General features: G+C 33.5%; 27 protein-coding genes and 1 pseudogene. 24 read left to right on the top strand and 4 right to left on the bottom strand.

The genetic code is table 11. The features are described from left to right. Positions 1 to 67 precede the first annotated feature (67 nt). The 3 genes from ACYVRA_RS12580 to ACYVRA_RS12570 all read right to left on the bottom strand — a co-directional run bounded on the left by ACYVRA_RS12580 (position 68) and on the right by ACYVRA_RS12570 (position 2,649). Complete coding sequence (locus ACYVRA_RS12580) at positions 68 to 1,579, bottom strand: hypothetical protein (RefSeq protein WP_461253060.1); 1,512 nt, start codon at positions 1,577 to 1,579, stop codon at positions 68 to 70. Continuing rightward, positions 1,539 to 1,799: a hypothetical protein gene (locus ACYVRA_RS12575; protein ID WP_461253059.1), complete on the bottom strand. Its 261-nt coding sequence runs from the start codon at positions 1,797 to 1,799 to the stop codon at positions 1,539 to 1,541. Before ACYVRA_RS12575 ends, ACYVRA_RS12580 begins: the two co-directional genes overlap by 41 nt. A 373-nt stretch (positions 1,800 to 2,172) precedes the next feature. Then, on the bottom strand, positions 2,173 to 2,649 hold the full coding sequence (locus tag ACYVRA_RS12570; protein ID WP_461253058.1) for a hypothetical protein: 477 nt from the start codon (positions 2,647 to 2,649) through the stop codon (positions 2,173 to 2,175). 167 nt (positions 2,650 to 2,816) lie between these two features. Here ACYVRA_RS12570 and ACYVRA_RS12565 point away from each other — a divergent pair, with 167 nt between their 5' ends. From ACYVRA_RS12565 to ACYVRA_RS12535, 7 genes are all read left to right on the top strand, one after another. After that, positions 2,817 to 3,818: a tetratricopeptide repeat protein gene (locus tag ACYVRA_RS12565; RefSeq protein WP_461253057.1), complete on the top strand. Its 1,002-nt coding sequence runs from the start codon at positions 2,817 to 2,819 to the stop codon at positions 3,816 to 3,818. Between the two features lie 14 nt (positions 3,819 to 3,832). Next, positions 3,833 to 4,750: a tetratricopeptide repeat protein gene (locus ACYVRA_RS12560; RefSeq protein ID WP_461253056.1), complete on the top strand. Its 918-nt coding sequence runs from the start codon at positions 3,833 to 3,835 to the stop codon at positions 4,748 to 4,750. Between the two features lie 64 nt (positions 4,751 to 4,814). Continuing rightward, positions 4,815 to 5,792 carry a helix-turn-helix transcriptional regulator gene (locus ACYVRA_RS12555; protein WP_461253055.1) on the top strand — a complete coding sequence of 326 codons (978 nt, stop codon included), beginning with the start codon at positions 4,815 to 4,817 and terminating at the stop codon, positions 5,790 to 5,792. 57 nt (positions 5,793 to 5,849) lie between these two features. Beyond that, positions 5,850 to 6,182 carry a nucleotidyltransferase domain-containing protein gene (locus ACYVRA_RS12550; RefSeq protein WP_461253054.1) on the top strand — a complete coding sequence of 111 codons (333 nt, stop codon included), beginning with the start codon at positions 5,850 to 5,852 and terminating at the stop codon, positions 6,180 to 6,182. Next, complete coding sequence (locus tag ACYVRA_RS12545; protein WP_461253053.1) at positions 6,175 to 6,570, top strand: HEPN domain-containing protein; 396 nt, start codon at positions 6,175 to 6,177, stop codon at positions 6,568 to 6,570. The genes ACYVRA_RS12550 and ACYVRA_RS12545 overlap by 8 nt, the downstream gene beginning before the upstream one ends. Positions 6,571 to 6,682: 112 nt before the next feature. Continuing rightward, complete coding sequence (locus ACYVRA_RS12540) at positions 6,683 to 7,549, top strand: endonuclease/exonuclease/phosphatase family protein (protein WP_461253052.1); 867 nt, start codon at positions 6,683 to 6,685, stop codon at positions 7,547 to 7,549. A gap of 135 nt (positions 7,550 to 7,684) precedes the next feature. Then, on the top strand, positions 7,685 to 8,419 hold the full coding sequence (locus ACYVRA_RS12535) for an endonuclease/exonuclease/phosphatase family protein (RefSeq protein WP_461253051.1): 735 nt from the start codon (positions 7,685 to 7,687) through the stop codon (positions 8,417 to 8,419). Between the two features lie 45 nt (positions 8,420 to 8,464). Here the strand turns inward: ACYVRA_RS12535 and ACYVRA_RS12530 are convergent, their stop codons facing one another. Then, entirely contained in the window at positions 8,465 to 9,148 is a 684-nt protein-coding gene (locus ACYVRA_RS12530) for a hypothetical protein (protein WP_461253050.1), read from the bottom strand. A 134-nt stretch (positions 9,149 to 9,282) separates the two neighbouring features. Between ACYVRA_RS12530 and ACYVRA_RS12525 the strand changes: the two genes are divergently transcribed. From ACYVRA_RS12525 to ACYVRA_RS12445, 17 genes and pseudogenes are all read left to right on the top strand, one after another. Beyond that, a complete protein-coding gene (locus ACYVRA_RS12525) occupies positions 9,283 to 10,092 on the top strand; it encodes a hypothetical protein (protein WP_461253049.1) in 810 nt (269 codons plus the stop codon). A gap of 75 nt (positions 10,093 to 10,167) precedes the next feature. Continuing rightward, the gene (locus ACYVRA_RS12520; RefSeq protein WP_461253048.1) at positions 10,168 to 10,545 is read left to right on the top strand and encodes a hypothetical protein; all 378 of its coding nucleotides are present in this window, start codon (positions 10,168 to 10,170) and stop codon (positions 10,543 to 10,545) included. A 104-nt stretch (positions 10,546 to 10,649) separates the two neighbouring features. Then, a complete protein-coding gene (locus ACYVRA_RS12515) occupies positions 10,650 to 11,795 on the top strand; it encodes a FliG C-terminal domain-containing protein (RefSeq protein WP_461253047.1) in 1,146 nt (381 codons plus the stop codon). A 46-nt stretch (positions 11,796 to 11,841) separates the two neighbouring features. Further along, positions 11,842 to 12,300: a hypothetical protein gene (locus tag ACYVRA_RS12510; RefSeq protein ID WP_461253046.1), complete on the top strand. Its 459-nt coding sequence runs from the start codon at positions 11,842 to 11,844 to the stop codon at positions 12,298 to 12,300. Continuing rightward, positions 12,293 to 13,114: a hypothetical protein gene (locus ACYVRA_RS12505; RefSeq protein WP_461253045.1), complete on the top strand. Its 822-nt coding sequence runs from the start codon at positions 12,293 to 12,295 to the stop codon at positions 13,112 to 13,114. The genes ACYVRA_RS12510 and ACYVRA_RS12505 overlap by 8 nt, the downstream gene beginning before the upstream one ends. Positions 13,115 to 13,284: 170 nt before the next feature. Continuing rightward, positions 13,285 to 13,416 (top strand): hypothetical protein, encoded by a 132-nt coding sequence (locus ACYVRA_RS12500; RefSeq protein WP_461253044.1) that lies wholly within the window; start codon positions 13,285 to 13,287, stop codon positions 13,414 to 13,416. Position 13,417: 1 nt separating this feature from the next. Further along, complete coding sequence (locus ACYVRA_RS12495) at positions 13,418 to 15,139, top strand: ATP-binding protein (protein ID WP_461253043.1); 1,722 nt, start codon at positions 13,418 to 13,420, stop codon at positions 15,137 to 15,139. Positions 15,140 to 15,223: 84 nt separating this feature from the next. Continuing rightward, positions 15,224 to 16,204 (top strand): tetratricopeptide repeat protein, encoded by a 981-nt coding sequence (locus ACYVRA_RS12490; RefSeq protein WP_461253042.1) that lies wholly within the window; start codon positions 15,224 to 15,226, stop codon positions 16,202 to 16,204. A gap of 9 nt (positions 16,205 to 16,213) precedes the next feature. Then, complete coding sequence (locus tag ACYVRA_RS12485) at positions 16,214 to 17,161, top strand: hypothetical protein (RefSeq protein ID WP_461253041.1); 948 nt, start codon at positions 16,214 to 16,216, stop codon at positions 17,159 to 17,161. Between the two features lie 16 nt (positions 17,162 to 17,177). After that, on the top strand, positions 17,178 to 18,137 hold the full coding sequence (locus ACYVRA_RS12480; RefSeq protein ID WP_461253040.1) for a tetratricopeptide repeat protein: 960 nt from the start codon (positions 17,178 to 17,180) through the stop codon (positions 18,135 to 18,137). Positions 18,138 to 18,148: 11 nt separating this feature from the next. Continuing rightward, entirely contained in the window at positions 18,149 to 18,535 is a 387-nt protein-coding gene (locus ACYVRA_RS12475) for a hypothetical protein (protein ID WP_461253039.1), read from the top strand. Positions 18,536 to 18,639: 104 nt separating this feature from the next. Further along, on the top strand, positions 18,640 to 19,638 hold the full coding sequence (locus ACYVRA_RS12470) for an endonuclease/exonuclease/phosphatase family protein (protein ID WP_461253038.1): 999 nt from the start codon (positions 18,640 to 18,642) through the stop codon (positions 19,636 to 19,638). After that, positions 19,631 to 20,533 (top strand): tetratricopeptide repeat protein, encoded by a 903-nt coding sequence (locus ACYVRA_RS12465; protein WP_461253037.1) that lies wholly within the window; start codon positions 19,631 to 19,633, stop codon positions 20,531 to 20,533. The genes ACYVRA_RS12470 and ACYVRA_RS12465 overlap by 8 nt, the downstream gene beginning before the upstream one ends. Positions 20,534 to 20,618: 85 nt before the next feature. Next, positions 20,619 to 20,777 carry a hypothetical protein gene (locus tag ACYVRA_RS12460; RefSeq protein ID WP_461253036.1) on the top strand — a complete coding sequence of 53 codons (159 nt, stop codon included), beginning with the start codon at positions 20,619 to 20,621 and terminating at the stop codon, positions 20,775 to 20,777. 20 nt (positions 20,778 to 20,797) lie between these two features. Further along, positions 20,798 to 21,184, top strand: coding sequence for a hypothetical protein (locus ACYVRA_RS12455; protein ID WP_461253035.1), 387 nt, complete (start codon positions 20,798 to 20,800; stop codon positions 21,182 to 21,184). Next, positions 21,181 to 22,005, top strand: a pseudogene (fliM, locus tag ACYVRA_RS12450) (flagellar motor switch protein FliM); the annotation flags it as partial. The gene ACYVRA_RS12455 and the pseudogene fliM, both read left to right, overlap by 4 nt. Further along, positions 22,003 to 22,458 (top strand): FliM/FliN family flagellar motor switch protein, encoded by a 456-nt coding sequence (locus tag ACYVRA_RS12445; RefSeq protein WP_461253156.1) that lies wholly within the window; start codon positions 22,003 to 22,005, stop codon positions 22,456 to 22,458. The pseudogene fliM and the gene ACYVRA_RS12445, both read left to right, overlap by 3 nt. The last annotated feature ends 127 nt before the right edge of the window (positions 22,459 to 22,585 follow it).

Below are 22,585 nucleotides of genomic sequence, written 5' to 3'. Positions count from 1 at the left end.
GGATTGGAATTTATCACCCAAGATCTTTTCTTTTCTTAAGAAAATAAGATAGGTTCAAATTTCCATTTTACCTCAATAAAAAGCCGTAATCGTATACTTTTGGCTGGATTTTTTCAGCAAGTATTTTCATTTTTTCACGCAGACCACCAATAAGATTATTGTATTCTTCATCATCGCTTTTATTGTTCATTCTGCCGTTACTGACACCTTGAAAATATTCCCTAATATCATAGAAAGAAGCGTTAATGTTTACCCTTGGCTTGCTTAGATAATATTTCCATAATTCCCTGCCCACGTCAAAAACGGATTGGGCTTCTTTTGAAAATTTAAAAGCTTTATGAGTTTTTATTAATTCTTCAAACAATTCTGAATAACCGTTTTTTATTATTTCTCCTTTTAAAAAGCTTTGCATAAAATGGCTTTCAAAATTACCTTTCGCGTTTACTTCCGCCTCAGAAAAAGGTATCCAGCGGTTTACGCCATGTTTTGCCGTTATATTATTTTGACTATGAAAAAGCGTGAAGGCCAAACAATCATTTTGAAATTCAACGTCATCTTTCCAACCGTCGTTGGGATATAAAAACTGGTCACGATCATTAAGCCAATTTGCTTCAATGCAATGTCTTACCGAGAGATAAATACACATTTCTATAATATTATTAGAGGTTATTTTCGCGATTTTGGATTCCCTTATATCCGCGGCGGACGGTTTACTTGTTATAAAAATGGTATTGTTCTGCTGGAAATCAACGCCTTGTATTCTCATGTAACCCAGTATTTCTGACGTATTATCAAAATATTTTCTTAACCAATCAATGATAAAATGTTTAGTGTCAGTTGGATAAAATGATTTTTTTCCAAGCGCGATGTATTGTGACAATTTATTGTCGTGGCTGAATACGTCTGTAGTTATTTTTGTTATTTTCTTTTTTACGGATAAATCCCATATCAAAAAACCAATAGGAAAATTGCCTTTTACATTATCAAATGTATTTGAAGGGCATAAAAAGCCTTTTTTATACGCGGCGTGAAAATTTTCACGAAATTTAATAAAGTTTTGAGAATTTATATATTTTAATTTGCTGAAAGACGCCAGTTTACAGCCGGGTATTTGGTGATATATTCTAATAAAAAAATTAGCGAATAATTCATTTATTCCCCTTCCAAGTTCGTCTTTGTATTGTTGGCTTGTTTTATGAATTGATGAAACTTGCGCCTTATTCAGCCTAGCCCTATGATTTGCCGCTTCCGCATAGGGAGGATTGATATAAGCAATCAACTTCTTTCTTTTTTCAGGGTCATCAATAATTTCTTTCAACGCTTTAGGCAATTTCTTAAAATCATCGTTTAAGAAGTCAAATTGAAATACGTTTTCTTTAAGCAGTCTCGCGCCGTTTTCTATACGGTCGTACATCGCTTTGACATCTGACTCGTCAATGGTGCTAGCGTAAACGTTTTCAAGTTTACGGTTTATTCCGACTAATAAATTTCCTGTTCCGGCGCAACAATCCCATACATAATATTTATCTTGCCAGTCTTTACCAAAAACCGCGGCAAGATATTCCTGCGATTTTTCCACCCATATTTGAGGGGTGAAAAATGAGCCTTTGCGCTCCCTTATATCTTGCGATGTTCCATTTTACGTCGTTATCATGCAGTATGCCCAATATTAGCTTTGTGGGAACAAATATAATTTTATCAATTTCTTGTTCCCAAGATATGTCTTTACTTTTAAAATAATCGTCAAAAACAAGAGAGCGCAATTGATGTTCGCTTTTAATGTTTTTATACTTTGCCATTTTTATAACCGTTGTTTGTCGGGGTCATAGTGACTATTATATAATAAAGGCATTTTTTTGTGAATAGAGTTATTGACAGTCAGTGAGGCTTTAATTTATTTTTTCTTTGATATCTTTTTACAAGTTGTGCCTGTTTGTGAAGATTTTCCGGCTTCCAACTTGTCAAGCGAAGTTGCGGGAAATGTACCTTCCTGAGAAAGAACAAAGAGCAAGAGCCGACCTATAATCCATATAAAGGCGCGGATATAACGTATACCGCGTTTTAATAGGCCCGCTAAATCAGGGCGAAAGCGCCGCCGTCCTTGTGCGTTTTAAAAGCATCGGTTAAAAAGACGCGTTTGTCCACAAGGGCGGGTGATAGGCTAGCGTTCCTTTATTTTTTGGTATATGTCAATGATTGTGTTTCATTGTCTCTTTTCATGGTAAGAACATTGTCTTTAACCGAATAAGTTCCCGTATCAAGTGAATACATTCTGTCAATTATTTCGTTAAATTTTTCTACAGTCATCATTTTACTAAAAGAAGCTTTTAAAGCCGCTCTTAATTGCTCTTGCGTATACCATTTTGAATCAAGTTTAAAAGTGGTACCGTAGAAAACGGTTGTTTGCATCTTATATATACCGCCGGCAGCCGAATAAGTCCCCTTCGAGAAAAATATACCGTCAAGCTTTACCTCAAAATTTCCATCATTAAATGTTATTTCCATCTGTTTGCTAACTTGTGTAATATTACTAATAGTTGTAGTCCATACTCCTGAAAGATCGTCTGTTTGGGCATTAACAAGCCCAACATTCAAAAACCCAAATACCAGTATTACCAGTATCTTTAAATAGATATATTTGCTTATCATAATTATCCTCCTATAATATTATATCACAATTATTTCTTTTTTTCAGGGGAAAAAATAGATTTTTTATTCTTTTTTATCCCATCTATAATGAGAAATATTTTTCCACTCTACCGCTATATGATAGAGTGAGCGTGATACACTTTAACTCAGAAGGAGGATACAAACAAATGTCAAAGTACGATACTGATTTAGATTATGTAATTCTTGATATCAATATAACCGAAGAAGAACTAAAAGAAATTAAGGCCGAAGCGGACAAAATAATCTCTGAAAATAAAGAGAGCAATGAAAACTTGGCTGTGGCTTATCTTAAAAAAGTCCAGTGCATACGAAAACTTGGAGCATGGAGAACCGTCGGATTCATTCTATATGAAGAGTCAGGAATTATTGATTACGAAGAGGCGGAAAAAACTTTAAAAAAAGAAGACGTTAAAAAATTTTTGGAAAAGGCATTGGAATTATCCCCAGATATGCCGGAAGCGTTTATGCAGTTGGGGCTTCTTAATCGTCATAGTCTACTTGGAATTGCATTTAATGAAGACGAAGCGAAAGACTTGTTAAGCAAAGCGATACAACTAAAACCCGATTATGCGGCTGCTTTAAACAATCGCGCCATGCTTTTTTATTATTCAACTATTGAAGATCGAATAGAAAAATACAATGCCGAAGATGCTAAGATCGATTATAAAAACGCTATAGCGGATTTAACAGAAGCCATCAGAATACTGCCTTTAGACGCGATATACCGTTTAAACCGTGGCGTATTCCACTCAAGATTAGGAGAACATAAAGAAGCCATTGAAGATTTTTCCGGCGCGATAAATTACGCATCAGATGTATTAAAAGAAAAATTAATAACAGACGCTTTAATTTTAAATTTACGCGGCAAAGAGTATTTGGAGCTAAAAGAATATAGTAAAGCAATCGAAGATTTTTCTGAAACATTGCGCTTGAGGGATAACGATTTGAATCCTGAATCAAAATACTCAAAGCCTGATTATATTAAAACATTGCTTATGCGCGGAAAAGCCTATTATCTGACAGGTGAAAAGGACAAAACCAAAGCGGATATTGAAGAATACTTAAAGCGCAAATGCAATATTTCAGATAAGAAAAACCATGAGGAAGTTTCTGAGTATTTAGGCGTTAAGCCGGAAGATATTTTATAAGGAGGACATTATAAATGTCAAAGTACAATATTGATTTGGATTATGCGATTCCATCGCTTGATATTTCCAAGGAAGAACTCAATGAGATAATCGCGGAAGCTGACAAGATAATCTCTGAAAATAGTGAAAGCCCCAAAGAACTGGCAGTCGCTTATCTAAAAAAGGCTCAATGTCTTTATAAAATTGAACAATGTGATATTTTAGTATTGCAAAATATGCAATTCCCAATAACCGGTATGGGTTTTATTATTGGTATTAATAATTTACCTACACAACCGGAGATTAAAGAGCTTCTGGAAAAAGCGCTTGAACTGTCCCCCGAAATGCCCGAAGCGTTAATGAGGTTAGGGACTGCTTACGGAAATAACACGACTGATAAAGATAATATTGACAAAGCTATAAACTTATTAACCAGAGCGATACAGTTAAAGCCTGATTATGCGGCTGCTTTCAATAATCGTTCTACTATAGTGGGTAAATTAAAAGGTGAAGACAATATAAAAAAAGCAATAGCTGATCTATCAGAGGCTATACGGATACGGCCTTTTGACGCAGCGTATTATTATAATAGAGCTAATTGCTATTCAGCTTTAGCGATGCATGAAAAAGCTATAGAGGATCTATCCAATGCCATAAATTGCAGTTCTGACGCTTACAAAAAAAATCTCCATATTTTTATTGAACGGGGAAAAAAATATATGGAGTTAAAGGAATATGGTAAAGCGATTGACGATTTTTCTGAATCATTGCGCTTGCAGCCGGACAGTAATACATTGCTTATGCGCGCAAAAGCCTATTATCTGGCTGATGAAAAAGACAAAGCAAAAGCGGATATTGATGAATACTTAAAGCGCGAACGAAAACTGGCGTATGACGCAGGCCGGGAAGAAATTTTCAAGCAAATCGGCGTTATGCCGGAAGATATTGTATAAGGAAATGTATAAAATTTTCCCCACCCTATCGCTATATGATAGACTAATGTGATATAATATAAACATGAAAGATAGAAAAAGCATACCAAAAACCGCCCTGCCTAGAATCTACTTTATTGACAGGGAAATCGCTTCGGGAAGGTACCCGAATACCAGAATGTTGGCGGAAGCTTACGCTACCGGAACCGCCACTATCAGCCGCGACATCGAATTTATGCGGGATATGATGAATGCCCCGATAGAATACGACTATACAAAAAAGGGCTACTACTACACCGAAAAAACCTTCAGGCTTCCCGCCACCTTCGCTTCCGCCGAAGACATGCTGGCGTTGGGGATGGCAAAAACTCTCCTTTCCCTTTACCAAAACACCCCGATATACGACGCGGCGAAAGAGCTTATGGAAAGCGTAACTGCTCCCCTTGATGACAGCAAGAACTCCCGCTGGTACGAAAAGCGCGTCATCGTGCCGCCGATACCGGCTGTGCTATTTTCCACTGAAGTATGGAACCTTGCCTGCGAAGCGTTACGAAAAAACCGCGTCCTAAAGTTTGACTACCGCAGCACATGGAAAAGCGGATACACGCCCCGCCGAGTCCGCCCCTATCAGCTTCTTTTTGACAACGGCGCGTGGTATCTCTATGCCTATTCCACGGAAGGCAAGGGAATGAGAATGTACTCCCTTCCCCGCATACGAAATATCAGCCTTGATGATGAGACCTTTGCTTTCCCCGCCGCCGCCGATTTCCGCGCACATATTGACGGCAGTTACTTCGGCGCGTATTCAACCGAAAAGAAACGCCGCTTCCGCATCACTTTTTTTAATGACGGTGCAATACGTATTAAAGAACGCCTTTGGGCGGCGGATCAGAAGATAAAGGAAACGGCAGACGGAGTAATCTTGAGTTTTACAAGTTCCCAATACGGCAAGGTACTAGAACTGGTTCTCGCCAACGGTCGCGACGCCAAGCCACTTGAGCCTAAGGAACTTGTCAAGGATTGGCAGGATAATATTCGGGATATGCGGAAACGGGTTAAATAGAATAAAGCCCCTCGCTTAAAAGTTTTTTTTATTGTATAATAATAATGGAGCAACAATATGCAGAAAAGTATAGATGATGTACGTGAAAATTTAGATGAAATCGCCCAAATAATAGCTAAAACAGTGCCTGTGGAATCAATTTATCTTTTCGGTTCTTATGCTTATGGAACGCCGAACAAAGATTCCGATCTAGATATATACGTTGTTTTTAAAGATGAATTGCCAATGCGTGAGTTAGAAGCAATTACCGCTATTAGTATGGCAATTGATCCTGTAAGAAAAATGCCTATGGATATATTAGGGTTAAAACAGAATCGTTTTCATGATCGTAAATTGTATGCGACTCTTGAAAGAAAAATAGTAAGGGAAGGCATAAAACTTTATGGGTAAAGCGGAAATACTACAGCAATGGCTTGATAAAGGCAAAGACGATTTAAGAGTGGCGGAATACCTGTCCGCAATGAACTATCCCACGCCAGATGAAATAATATGTTTTCATTGCCAGCAATCGGCTGAAAAATATTTAAAAGCTTTTATTTTTTATCTTGATATTGAACCTGAAAAAAACCATGATTTAAGATACCTTTTGGAAATATGTAAAAAGAATAAACCTGAATTTTCAATATTATCGTCAAATGTTTTTATTTTAAACAGATATTCTGTATTGCCACGTTACCCAAATGAACTTGATATTTCAGATGAAGATATGAAAACCGCTATCGCTAATGCAAAGAGTATCCAAGAATTTGTTATAAAAATATTTGATGGTACGGAATAAGCTGTTCAAAAACCGGTTTTAATCACATTTTTTAACCTCAAAATATTTTTTCACTCTACCGCTATATGATAGAGTGAATGTGATATACTGACATTAACTTTGGAGGAAAGTAATGGAATATAAAATTAAAATTAGAACATGGAACATGAATTATTGGAAAAAACGAAAAGGAAGTGAAGCAAAAACAGGCGCGGAAGAAAGAGAGTGGATAAAATATGCAAAAGAATCGATCATTAAAAATGATTCCTTTGATTATTTTGTATTGCAAGAGACATCATTTAATATGTTTAGCGGAGAAACAATAGAATTTCATTGTATTGATGATAATTCAATTCTTGCGAATAAAATAGATAATGATATAATAAAAAGAATTGATTATATGATAAATCCAAAAAAATATATGTATTGGGGAAATATGATTATTTCAAAATGCGACTTAAAAAATGATATTGGATACATGGTACCAAAGAATGGCTACAACAGCGAATTAGCATACCAATGCATTGTATTTTTAGAAAAAAAATATTTAGTAAGTTTAGCAATTATAAATGTTCATTTGCAAAAAGATTATAAGACAGGTATGTATTATCCTTCACTAAAGAAACTTATTGATGAGATAAAAACGTTAAAGAATAAATTAATGGCAGATATTATTCTTTTAGTTGGCGATTTTAATGCCAGTGATAAATTTCCTTCCGCTGAATTAGATGATTTTAAGAAAGCATTTATTGAAATAAAAGAAATGGGCTTTGTCGATTGTACCGAGAGTATTGATCTTGATAAACGGTCAACTATGGTAGATTATGAATATCAAAATGATTATGTATTCATCAATGAACCTTATTTTAAGAATATTAAAAATGTAGTTATTAGGAAAGATATAGTTTCTGAATACATTGACCATTATCCTATTGACTTTGAAATTGAAATTCAGGATACCGTAGATCATAAAACGCATGGAGGAATTAAATATTTGTAAACCGAAGGATTGAAAAACATGGATAAAGAACAAATTAAAGAACAAAATGATGAAATTTTTGATGCTGAGTATCAAGAATGGGAAAAATAAGCTGGTAAAAATGTTAAAAAACATGTTGAAGAATTTAAAAAGGCTATGAAAAGTCTTGCTTATACTTTATTGGATGTAATAAATTTGAAACTACTTACTTGGAATATTGATTTTTGGCAAAGGTATAATAAAGTAAAGAATTGGAAAGAAAATATTGCCAAATATTTATCAAATTTGGATTATGATTTTATTTTATTGCAAGAAAGCAATCCATCTGTCATTTTTAATAATGATTCAAATCATTTTGAATTAAATAATAAAATGATTTATTTTAAAAAATTATTAAATGAGGAAATTGGAGCGAAAGATAATAAAAATATAATCCCGTGGGGTAATACAATTATTGCTAATAAAAAGTATACTTTTATAAAAGATAATTTTTTAACCAAAAATGGAAAAATAGAAAATTATTATTTTGGAAAAAGCGCTTTTATGTGTTTTGATTTTAAATTTAATAAAAAGGAAAATATTACAATAATGAATATTTATAATAAAAGTCAAAATGGATATTATCCTATGTTAAAATACATTATTTCTGATATAGAAAAAATAATAAAGAAAAAAAAAGATAACATAATAATACTTGCCGGTGATTTTAACAGTGATAAGGAACGCGATCCGAATAATAAAATATTTGTTAATAAACATTATAGTAACAATTCGATGTGCAAATTAGTAAATAATACTACATTTGAATTAAGTGATCATCGTCTTATAGAATGTATAATGACGAATCCTATTGACATTAGTACAGATGTAGGCAAAGTCATGTTTAAATGATGTGTGAAAACGACATGAGGGTATCTGAATACATTGTATATTATTCTAAAAATTTCTTTGTTCTATTAATTTATGTTGGCTATGTGTTACCCACATTAAATTATATGCAGTATTATTATAACCATTGTTAATAATATGATGCACCTCTGTACATCCTTTTGGTTTTGTAATCCATGTTTCTGCAACCAATCTGTATACATATAATGGAATAAAAAAACCATCTTCTCCATTTTTGTTTGTACATATTTTATAAAAATATTTATGATTATTATTAATAGAAAAGAAATTACCTCTTTTATTTCTATATATATTTATAAATGGATGAGGAGTATACCTTTCATTATATATTGGTTTAATTTCTTTATCAATATTTATTTTATTAAATACTATTGAAGGAGTATATATTTTATACTCTTTTTTATTTGCAATATCATTATTAAACATAGAAGAGGGGAAAAACAAAGAAATATATAAATACCCTTCATTTTCAATTTCTTGTTTTACAATAATTTCATTGTCTTTTATACGTCCATAATTACTAATATCTAAATTTAGATTTGGATGTTTTTTGAATATTTCTCCATCTAATAAATCTAAACAAACATTTTCATAGACATTTTTTTTATTAATTTTAAATTCTGCTAAAGAAGATTTTTGCTTGGCAATTTTATGTAAATTTGCTAGATGCTGTAAATAAGGAATAGGTAAATTGTTTATTTGTTTTTCCATAAGTAAATTCTCCATTTATAAATAATAATATAATTTTATGAAAATTTAATCAAGTATTTTATTTTTTTTATACTCTACCGCTATATGATAGAGTGAGTACGCTATACTTATAGCAGAAAAAGGAGATTACCGAAATGTCTGATTCTTTTGCAGTAGATGAAACTATAAACAGCGGTGCTTTGAGCCAAGATGAAATAGATGCACTTTTAGCTGGTGATTATAATAGTTACAGAAAAACCTTCAAAAATATTGAAGAATTTACAAATTTCTTGACAGAACGCCAACAACCGGAAAAATTTTATGGGTATTTTTCTTCCGGTATGAACATGCGCGAAATAACCATGTGCCGTTTTTTTAAGACAAAAAACAATGAAAATATTCTGGCTGATATTGAACAAATAAACAAAGAACAGAACATGGGCAATTTTCAAATACCCAATACTAATATAAAACTGATTAATTTTTCAATCTGTCCAAAATGCGCCCGCATATTCTCATTCAAAGAACTGATAGATTACTATGCGAATCCAAACCCTGACAGCACATTTAAAGATCGCGCGAAGCAATACAGGGAAGATACTAGAGTTTTCTGTCATGAATGTAAGACTTATTTCCTGCCTGCCCTCGTTGTTTCTGATGGAACCCCTAAAAATGAAGTCCAGTTTCTTTGCAGGGTGCAAACAACAAATGCCATCGAAGAATTTTATCGGAATAAATATAATGAGAAACCTGTTTTAACAGCTAAGAAAGAAAATATTTTAAATAGAAAAAGCGAAGGGAAAATACTCAAGGCAATACGGAATGATGTTTCGTTAAAAGAACTGAGTCCCAAACCGACTCTTATAAGCAATCTGCTTCAATACACGCCCGCCAATCTTGCGTTAAACCTCATTGACGGCAGTAACTTTGAAAAAGGCGATGTGCTTTTTGGCGCATGGCAGTAGGGTGAGAAATATTAAAAATTGTAATTATAATAATAAGGAGTCTTTAATGGCGGCAAGTTTATAGGGAGATATAGAATGCTTAATGAAATGAATAATGAAGTCATAGGGCTTATATGTAATATTGGGAAAATACGAACTGTAAAAGATAAACATGGATCTGAAATGGCATTAATAACCGTAGGAAAAGTTGAGGAAATTGAGTTAGTTTTACTTCCAATGATTTGGGCGAAGTTTTGTACTGATATTAGGGAAGCATGCACAATTTCAATTAAGGGGAAATTTATAAATGGAAATAGAGCAAAACCTCATTTTATCGTAAAAGAAATAGCTAAAGAATCAACTAATATTGATTTGGGAGATGGAATCATTTTTGAAGAAAAATTTATGAGCATTGAAGAATATATGAATTTGCCTGTATGGAATGAAGAATTTTTCAATAAAACAACAAATTGACAAACCGCACCCCCATTTTTCCCACTCAAAAATATTTTTCCACTCTACCGCTATATGATAGAGTGGGTACATTATAATAATAGCAGAAAAAGGAGGCTTTAATTATGTCTAATATTCATAAAAAAAATAAAATTAAAAAACACGGTTCTTTAAGTAAAAAAGAAATAGATGCGCTTTTTAAAAACGATGAGGAAAAAACATCGCAAGAGGAAAAAAGTCTTGAAGATTACTTTAACGAAATTGTAAAACTGGATGATCTAGCTATTCAGAAAGTATATAGGGAAATTCATTCACAAGAACTTGCTAAGGCATTGAAATCAACGAATGAAAAGATACAAAACAAAATATTCCAAAATATGTCAAAACGCGCGTCAAAAATGCTTAAAGAAGATATGGAATACATGGGACCTATCAGGTTAAAAGACGTTGAAGAAAGTCAGAGTAGATTTTTATCAATATTATATCATTTGATAAATACAGGTGAAATTACTGTCCCTAAAGATTTTCTTATTAAAAATAATTTAAATCTAGTTTTTTCATCATTACATAATTTAGATAGCGGTTTCAAAGACATTGAAGAATTTGCGGTTTATTTAACTAAACGTCAGCAAGTAGAGGAACTATATGGATTAAATCAAAATGTAACCGTCTGCCGGTTTTTCGAGATAAAAAACAATGAAAATATTCTGGCTGATATTGAACAAACAAACAAAGAGCAAAACATGGGCAATTTTCAAATACCCAATACAAAAATAAAACTGATTAATTTTTCAATCTGTCCAAAATGCGCCCGCATATTCTCATTCAAAGAACTGATAGATTACTATGCGAATCCAAACCCTGACAGCACATTTAAAGATCGCGCGAAGCAATACAGGGAAGATACTAGAGTTTTCTGTCATGAATGTAAGACTTATTTCCTGCCTGCCCTCGTTGTTTCTGATGGAACCCCTAAAAATGAAGTCCAGTTTCTTTGCAGGGTGCAAACAACAAATGCCATCGAAGAATTTTATCGGAATAAATATAATGAGAAACCTGTTTTAACAGCTAAGAAAGAAAATATTTTAAATAGAAAAAGCGAAGGGAAAATACTCAAGGCAATACGGAATGATGTTTCGTTAAAAGAACTGAGTCCCAAACCGACTCTTATAAGCAATCTGCTTCAATACACGCCCGCCAATCTTGCGTTAAACCTCATTGACGGCAGTAACTTTGAAAAAGGCGATGTGCTTTTTGGCGCATGGCAGTAAATTAAAAAACATTAAAAATATAGAATTGTACTATTAAGGAGTTTTTATGAAAAAGTATTTTTTGGCGGCAGGTTTATTGTTTGTTTCCCTTTCGGTTTTTGCTCAATCTATTGATAGAAGTCAGTATAAGGAAATTGACTTATTCAGTTATATAGTTGAGGGCAAACAAAAAGGAAGTGAGTATTCGGTTAAATACAAAATGGTAGTCAAATTCAGTTTTCAAACCGGTACAGCTGTTATTTTTCAGGATGATGCTGGTGATTCTGTTAGTTTACAAACAACTAAAAGATGGTCATTAAATAAAGGTCAGTTTGTTACCGTTTACTTATCGGCAAGAAACAAGGGCGGATATTGGAGTGAAGAAAAATTAGATGATCTGGAAACAAGTACGACATCATCAGTAAAGCCCTGGCTTCCGTATGTATCAAATGGAAAAACTGGTTTACATGGCTGGTATTTACAGGACATGGGAAATGGGACTTACAAGGAGATTTATTTTGAATAAAGGTGATGCGAATAGACAAGAAAATATCATTGGTATTATAAAGAACATTAAAGAAATTACAAATAAAGATGGTGAAAAAATGGCTTTTGCTATTTTAGAAAATAATAGTGATGAGTTTGATTTAACTTTTTATTCTAAAACTTGGGCAGAATGTTGTTGTCAAATTGAGAATGGAAGAGAAACAACGCTTTTAGTGAGGGTTGAATATAAGAAAGAAGAACAAGGGGATCGTCCATATTTTGTTGTAGATAAATATTTATCTTGGCTTGATAATTATAATTATGAAGCTTTAAGAAGACTGTATAAAATAAAAAGCCCAATAGATAATCACGAGAAAGAAGAATACAGGTCATATTTTGAATATGCTAATAAAGATTATCCATATTATGGAATGTTAAATAAATATTTAGACATATTACCAGAGTTTTTAATAAGTAATTATGGTAAAATAATAATAAACGGAAAAAATATAGAATCAACATTAGTTAAAAATGGTCCAAATAAAGGTTATAGAAATGGTGATAATGATCATTATAGAGAAATTATTTTTCCAAATATAGCATTAGAACTGCCTGTTTTTACATATAGATTAGTAGCAGAAGTATGGTGTAATAATCCAGATATAAAAAATTATACCACCGTTCATCATATTGGACATGATGGTTATGACATTAAAAATAATCTACTTTTTGTTACAAATTATCAACATGGATTAATACATGGATGGAATATATATGAATACATTTCTAATGAAACAAAAAAAGACATGGAACAAGCTATGAAGGAAGCCGAGGAGTATTTTGGATGGAAATAAATATAGAGTAAGCCCAATGTCACCTAAAAGACTTTCACATCATCATAGACTTTAACTTTTAATATAAAAACCTCCGTTTCATCTCCCTAAAAAAAAAATTTCACTCTACCATTATATGATAGAGTGAGTATGTTATAATGACAGCAGAAAAAGATAAGAAGGAGCATTATATGAAACATGAAGTATATTTCCCTGACTGTTATTTGGAATCTGACGAATTTCAGAATGTTTTTGGTTTAATCGAAAAAGAAAAATTATGGGAAACTGAATTGAACCCAAACGTAAAACCTAAGAAGTGGTAATATGCGTGAACCAGTAGCACTAGAGACAGGTCAAGGACAAAGAAATACTGGACAGTCCGGTGAAAAAATTAATTTTTTTTCTCATTTTCATGAAATAATTGAAATAGCAAAACAGGCTGATGGCATCAATGATCTCTTTTTTGAGTTTGCGCAGGCGCATTTGCAACTAATTTCTAATCGTTTATGTATAAGCCAAACCGGAGCCTTGCTGTTTGCGGGTTTAGTCAAGCTATATGATGGAAGCAGAATTAGGTTACAAAGGCTTGCTGATATTTTAAGAAGTGATTTACTTGATATTATTAAGGAAATGAATGAATTGGAAGTCCTGGAACAAAAGGAATTTATTCATATCAATCGTATTGATGAAGAAGACTATCGTGAATGGGAAAGAGACATAACTTTTCAACTGAGGTATAATGTTATTGAAGCTCTCAGTAAAGGTTTTTGCCCCGAAATATCAATTACCAAAAATCTTTCCATTGATGGTTTTTTTGCGCAATTGGAACACCTTTGTAAAGAACGGATTCAGAAACGGCAGTCGTATAAAAATTGCAAAGAGCTAATGAGAAAATTACTTCAGGGAAATCAACATCTTGTTTTTGTAAAAAAAATAAATAACCTAATGTTGAACGATGATGATACGATGATACTCATTCGTTTCTTTCATTATACGGTAACATTAGACGAACCTGAAATGGATTATCATCATTTAGAGAAATTATATGATAATGAGTCTGATTTCAATCCCGTTAAACGTAAGTTAAGGAACGGTACCCACATTCTGTTGGAGAAAGAGCTGATTGAAAATATATGCAGTGACGGATTTAGCGATTCAGAAGCTTTCCGCCTGACCGATGCTGTAAAAGAAGAGTTCCTTATAGAATTGGATGACGGGCTGCAGAGTATTCCGATAAAAAAATTAAAACGCTGTGACTCAATTACGGCAAAGTTACTTTTCTATCCTGAAAAGACACAGCAGGCTATAGACGAACTTGTTTCATTGATACAACAGAAAAATTTTATCAATATTCAAAAACGGCTTACTGAAAACGGCATGAGGACAGGTTTTGCGTGTCTTTTTTCAGGCGGCCCCGGTACCGGAAAAACAGAAACCGCGTACCAAATCGCCAGAATAACCGGGCGGGATATTATGCCTGTTGACATAGCCAACACAAAAAGCAAATGGTTTGGCGAAAGCGAAAAACAGATAAAAGACATATTTGATAAATACCGCTCCTGTGTAAAAAAATGTGAAAAGGCTCCTATACTTCTTTTTAATGAAGCGGATGCGGTAATAGGAAAGCGGCAGTTCCTCGGAGAAAATCACAACGGCCCGGCTCAGACGGAGAACGCCATTCAAAACATCATTTTACAGGAAATTGAAAACCTGAATGGAATTCTTATAGCCACGACGAATCTTTCAGCCAATATGGATACCGCCTTTGAACGCCGTTTCCTGTATAAAATTGATTTTGAAAAACCGGATGCCGAGGCTCGAAAAACCATCTGGCGTTCTTTGATTAGCGGCCTTTCCGACGAAGAAGCCACCGTCTTGGCTTCACGGTTTAATTTTTCGGGCGGGCAGATAGAAAACATAGCCCGAAGATCCACCGTACACCGTGTGCTTTCCGGCAAGCTGCCCGTACTGGAAGAATTGATAAAGTTTTGCAATATGGAATCTTCAAACAAAAATAAAGAAAAAATAATAGGGTTTACAACTTGAAAAAATATTTTTCACTCTACCGCTATATGATAGAGTGAGAATGCTATAATTACAGAAGAAACATATAAAAAGGAGACATGACCTATGTCAAAGTACAATACTGATTTAGATTATGTAATCATTGGAATTGATATTTCCGAAGAAGAACTCGAAGAAATTATGGCCGAAGCTGATAAAATTATTTCTGAAAATAAAAGAAATATAAGAGACAAAGAGAGCAGAGAAATACTTGCTTTGGCTTATCTTAAAAAAGCTCAGTGCAGAAGAAAACTTGAAACAGGTTTTTATACAAGTGACATATTATATTACGATGACTTAGGATTAGGATTGTTAAAAAAAACTAAAAAAGGCATAAAAAAACTATTAAAAAAGGCATTGGAATTATCCCCGGATATGCCGGAAGTGTTAATGCAATTTGGACTTCTTAATGGTAATAGCGTCTTTTCTAATGATAAGAATTACAAATCAATAAATTTTTTTAGCATGGCGATACAACTAAAACCTGATTATGCGGCTGCTTACTTTAATCGCGCAATGATTTTCTTTAATGTATCTAGAACATTCTTATCAGATAAGCAAAAATATGAAGATTATTCTAAGATAAATAAAATTAATTTTAAAAACGCTGTAACTGATTTAACAGAAGCAATTAAAATTCGGCCTTTTGATTCGTTATTCCACTTAAATAGAGCTGAATTCCACTCAAGATTAGGAGAGCATAAGGAAGCTGTTGAAGATTTTTCAGACGCTATAAAGTACGCTTCAGATGAAATAAAAGAACGCTTAAATATTAATCCTTCTTTTTGGAACTTACGTGGGAAAGAATATATTGAATCAAAAGAGTACGGTAAAGCGATTGATGATTTTTCCGAAACATTACGCTTAAAACCAAAATACGATGAAACATTGCTTCTACGGGGAAAGGCCTATTATTTGTCAGGTGAAAAAGACAAAGCCAAAGCGGATATCGAAGAATATTTAAACCGCAAGCATAAGGCCGCAGATAAAGCAAACCGCAATGAAATTATTAAAATTGTCGGCGTTACGCCGGAAGAAATTTTATAAGGAGAGTATATGAAAGTTATACGTTTTTGTTTATTGTCGATTCTGACAATTTTGGAGTTAGTAAATTGTTATTCAACGCCTGATTCAACAACGGCAAAACAGTTAGTACAAAATGAGACGCAACAGGAAAAATTTTGGCGTTTGTTTGAAGCTGATAGCGACAAATTGATTACCGGAAGCGATAACCGAGTAACTGTCGAAAGCATGGAATCGGCTTTTAAACCTGTTGTTATCACAGATTTATCTGAAGCAGCTTCTATATTGGCTAAATCGGAGCCGGGCATACCGCATTACTTTAAAATTCAAGCTTTATACAAAGGCTATGTAACGGAGCCTTCATCAATTTTTCTACAAACAAAGATAGAAAAAAATATACATAATACCGTGCATAATTGGATAGTAGGATATTTTAAGGGAATAGAAGGGACTTTTCCCAATGAAGTAAACTGCATTGCGACATTCTATATTGTTGAAGGAAGATTTACTGAACCAAAAGATAATTTTGGTATTTGGGTAAGATTTGTCCGTAATATTGAAAAACCTTTGTTTGATCCGTCAAACTTTTACATCGCTAACGATAAGCGGTTCGTTACCTCAAGCGATATTCATCTGCCTTCTGCGGAAGATAATAGTATTTTCTCGGAATCAGTTTTTGATCCGGCGGTATATCCTATCTTTGACTTATTTGACGCGCGTATCGCGATGGATAAGAAAAATTGGGCCGACGACAATACTTATCCAACAAGCCGCGTAAAATACGCATCTGAAGTTATTTTTAGAGGGCAGTCCGGTACAACCATTGTTGTCTCTACAAAAGATAATTTTTTAACAGAAAGAATGACTTTTTATGGACGCGTCAACTCAATAAATGCTGGCGACAAAGTACGTGTCTATTTTACAATTCACAAAGACCCGATTGAAAGGTGGGAAGTACACGCATTGGAAGTTATAAGGTAAGAAGGAGAATTAACTTATGTCAAAGTACGATACTGATTTGGATTATGTTCTTGGAATCGATATTTCCACTGAAGAACTCGAAGAAATTAAAGCAGAGGCCAATAAAATAATCTCTGAAAACAAAAGAAATAAAAATGACGAAGATAGCAGAGAAAAACTGGCTTTGGCATATCTTAAAAAAGCCCAGTGCCGGAGAAAACTTGAATCAGCTTTTAGATTGGGGGGACTATATTACGATGACATAGGAATAATGTTCGGGAAAAAAGGTACAAAAAGCGTTAAAAAACTATTAAAGAAGGCATTGGAATTATTTCCTGACATGCCAGAAGCATTAATGCAGTTGGGAGTTCTTAATGAAACTGCTTGGTTTTCTAATGATAAAAATTACAAATCATTAAATTATATTAGCATGGCAATACAATTAAACCCCGATTATGCGGCTGCTTTCAACAATCGTGCTATGTTGTTTTATGATACAACTATTGATCTGGAAAACAAAGACTATTCCGCGAAGAATAAAATTAACTTTAGAAACGCTGTAGCGGATTTAACAGAAGCCATCCGAATACGGCCTTTTGATGCCTTATATCATTTTAACCGTGGCGTTTTCAATTCAAGATTGGGAGAGCATAAGGAAGCCATTGAAGATTTTTCTAACGCTTTAAATTATGCTTCAGATAAAATAAAAGAACAATTAAAAACAGGAGAGGAGATTCTTAAATTACGCGGGAAAGAATATACAGAGTTAAAAGACTATTGTAAAGCAATCGAAGATTTTTCCGAAACATTGCGCTTGAACCCAGATCATGATGAAGCATTGCTTATGCGTGCAAAAGCCTATTATTTGTCAGGAGAAAAAGACAGAGCAAAAGCGGATATTGAAAAATATTTAAACCGCAAGCAAAAAGCCGCAAATGAGGCAAACCGCAATGAAATTATTGAAATTGTCGGTTTTACGCCGGAAGAAATTTTATAATGGAGTAATAAATGGATAAAACAAACAAAGATATATTTATTACCGGGATAGTAAATAACATTAAGGTAAATATTGACAAAAAAAAGAAGAAAATTGCCTATGTAACATTATTAATGAACAAAGTTGAAATTAATGGAACTAATATGGAAATTTTAAACAAGGAAATAGAGATAGAATTCTTTCCTTATGTTTGGAAAAAGTACAGTTGCGAAATTGAAATAGGTAAAGAAATATTTATAGATGGAGAAATAGATAGTCAAAAAAATTGGTTTGAACAAATTGTTAAAGTTAAGGAAATTCATCATTTTAAACGATTGAGTAAAGAAGAATATCAGAATCTACCTACTTTTGAAGAGTATTTACAATCTATTGGAATAAATTCATTGCAAAGGAATTAGAGACAAATTGACAATATAATAAAATAATGTTATTATGTATAAGAGTTAATTTTATTTAAATATAAAATATTTCAATAAATGATTTTTGATAAAGGAGATTAATTATGGAAAATAAAGTATGTTATCTTTGTGGAGATACTAACGAAAAAAATCTTAGAGTAGTCAAAAGAATTAATACTGTGTGTACAAATTGTTACCCAAAGTCTATAGCATTTGAAATAGATCCTATGATTAAAAAAGAGTATGAAATAGAAAATATAAATACAGTAATAAATATAGTAAGTTGGAATTGGCAGTTTGATACAAACGCAAAAAAATATATACAGATATTAAAATATCATCCACAAGTATTAATTATTCAAGAGTGTACAAAAAATGACTTTGATTATATAAAAAATATGTGGAAATATAAAAATTGGTATAATGACGATTTAAATAATGAGCATAGTCCTCTTGGTGTCGCAATATTTTCCAATGACTATAAAATAGAATTTACGAATATATTTAACCGTAAATTTAGATACATAATTCCTTATTATCTTTCAAATGAAAAATATAAGTTTACTCTATTTTCAGTTTGGACAAAACCTGAAGATGACAGTGATATTAAATATAATAAATATCTTAATAAAGCTATTGATTTTTATCAAGAAAATAGAATGATTGATGATCATACAATATTTATTGGTGATTTTAATACATTTGCCAATAAAAACAATAACAATTTAAAAGAATTGGAAGAAAAATTTGATATTGTTTCTATGATTAATAGTACTGTAAATACGGAGTTTAATAAAAAATATACATATTATCATGGAAAAGATAAACATGGAGTTGATAACTATGGCATAAATGATTTTTGTTTTGTCTCAAAATACTTAAAAAACAAATATGATATAGAATTAATGATTGATTTACATAATGAATGGGACGATAAAGAAGATAAAAAACATCATTGGAAAGGATTATCAGATCATTGCCCTATATCACTAAGTATAACATTAAAAGAAAATAATAATGGTATTATTTTAGATATTAATTCTGAAGAAAGTATAAAAAAGTTCGAAGAATGGTATATGAGTGGAGACCGGCTCAATGTCTAAGAACGATATTGAAATAGTCCTTATCAAAATACCTGAACAAACAAGACAGAAATCCCTATCCGCTTGCGAGCGGGGAAATGCTTATCTAAAGAAAAAAGAGTATGACATGGCAATCAAAGAATACTCTGAGGCTATCAGGCTTGACCCGAATTTTGCCGTGCCTTACTACCACCGTGCGGAAATTTACTATTATAAAAAAGAATACGACTTGGCAATCAAGGATTATACCGAAAGCATCAGACTTGACACAGATCATGTTATGACCGGTTGGGCATACTACAAACGAGGGGAAATTCACTATATGAAAAAAGAATATGATCTTGCATTTAATGACCACCTCGAAGCTGTCAAACACCCAGGTTTTCCTGAATTTTCTTACATCAATGCGGAAAAATGCTCATTTTGCGGATTGCCGTATGAGCTAACACACGGTTCAATAGCCATTGGGAATGATAAATTTATATGCGGCAAATGTATCAACAAGGCTGAAACAATGGAAAGAATAAAACTGGAAAATGATAAACTGTATCAACAAATCATCGAAGATTATCAGAGATATTTAGAATTTCACAAAAAAATTGACGCAATGGATACGTCTAAAAAAGCAATACGGCTGACTAACCCAACCATAGAAGAATTAAACATTGATAAGTTAGATTACGGAGAATTACAGGATTTATTCGATAGTTATACGGAAATTAATATTATGCCGTCTGATTATCAACGAATAATAAGTATTGTAAAAAGAATGAAGCTGCTATTGAATGAGAAAAGCAATTCACAGGAAATATCTCAGCGTTGGGGTAATATGATCGTACAGATGAACGATAAGTACAATAATATTATTGAGTCAATGGAAGATTTGATTAAGACAAATGCTTTGAATTTTGAATAAAGTTGATATTGATAGTAAAAAACAAAGAAAATAATTTTTTTCACTCTACCGCTATATGATAGAGTGAGCATGGTATAATTTACCCATGTATAGAGGAAAAGAACCGTCTGAGCTAAAAGCCGGGGAAGTGCCTATTCAAAAACAATGGCCAGGTATAAAAACTTCTTATGAACTTTCCTCTGAAGAAAAACAAGAAATGCAAGAACTTGCGAAGTGGTGTTTTGAAGTAGACTCTAAAGAATGATTTACATGGCAGGAGGAAATATGATCTACAACAAAAATAAAAGAAAATTCGGTGAGGGAATTTGGTGGAAATCATCAAAGTATAAGAAAACTCAAAAGAATAATACGCCTGATATTGAATCAAACATATCAGTATTTATAACACCGGCTATTCGCATAGTATCTAAAGCTGAAAAAGAAGCTTGGGAAAGAGCCGCGCTTGAAATCGGATGTAAACGCTCCGCAAGTGAATCAGGAGTATCAGAATTTATTACGTCAGATGTACGCATAGTGTCTAAAGCTGAAAAAGAAGCTTGGGAAAAAGTCGCGCTTGAAGTTAAGCGTAATGCCATTGTAGAAAACATAGTATCAAAACTTATCCCACTTATAGAAGAAGCTTTAAAAAAAGTAGAAGGGTTAAGAACATGACAGAAGTGCTTTCCCAGGATGAGATTGACCAGCTTCTCGCCGCGATAAACGCCACAGGAAAAGAGACTGAAAATACAAGCACAGATGCGGACAGCAGGAAGATAAAGATATACGACTTCAAACGCCCCGATAAATTCTCCAAAGAACAGATAAGAACATTTTCGTTTCTCCACGAAACCTTTGCCCGCTTAACAACTACCAGCCTTTCCGCTCAATTACGGAACATGGATCACGTTCATGTCGCGTCTGTAGATCAGCTTACCTACGAGGAATTTATTCGTTCTATACCTACCCCGACTACATTGGCGGTTATAAATATGGATCCTCTAAAGGGGAATGTAATCTTAGAGATTGATCCCGATATAACATTCTCAATTATTGACAGGATTTGCGGCGGTACAGGAGAAAAAACAAAATCTCAGCACGAGCTAAGCGATATTGAACAGTCTATCATGGAAAACATTATTGTCCGTATGGTGGGTAATCTGCGCGAAGCATGGACACGGATAATTGACCTGCGTCCACGGCTGGCGCAGGTCGATACAAATCCCCAATTTGTCCAGATCGTTCCCCCTAATGAAATGGGAGTTTTAATAACGCTGGAAACAAAAGTAGGCGATGTGGAAGGGATGATAAATATCTTTATTCCTTATATCACTGTCGAGCCAATTATTGAAAAAATATCAATTTGGCGTATGTCAAGTCATAATAATACGCTGCTAAGATTATCAACTAAAATAGAATTAAATAAAAGGAAAGACGTTCCTGTCCGCCTAAGCGCCGAGATTTTAAGTCGAGATTATCCTATCAAAGAAGTTTTGAAATGGGATACTGAAACGCTTATCCTGCCGCTTCGGCCTCTCACTCCAGGCTATTGTTATCTGAGGCTTGGGGACAGGCGCGTATGGCAATGCCAAATACTGCCGGATTGCAAGTGGTTCCCCAAAAAAATCGCTATTGTCAATTATGCTGAAAAACCATTTGGAACAGAGGGAAATAAGAAAATCAATGAAGTTAATCCGCTTGTAAGTGATGCCCTGTCCAGCGCGATGGTGAAGATTAACGTAGAATTGGGAGCCGCGTTAAAAACAGTAAAGGAAGTTTTTGCAATGGGCGAAGGGATGATTGTTGAGCTTGATACCCTCGCCGGACAACCGCTGGATGTAAAAGCCAATGGCATCCTCATCGCCACGGGTGAAGCGGTGGTTATTGATGAAAATTTTGGGGTAAGGATTACCGAATTTATTGAAAACCCCGGCGATATTGAGCATTGAAAAATATTTTTCACTCTATCGGTATATGATAGAGTGAGTGTGGTACAATTTAAGCATGAAAGAGGCAAAAGATTAAAAAGATGGCAGAGATAATTTCCAAAGAAAAAATTGAAAAACTTATCACCGC

This window comes from Treponema sp. R8-4-B8, assembly GCF_054786175.1.
The sequence above is the reverse complement of the archived record's forward strand: the minus strand, read 5'-3'. Positions and strand labels throughout refer to the sequence as shown.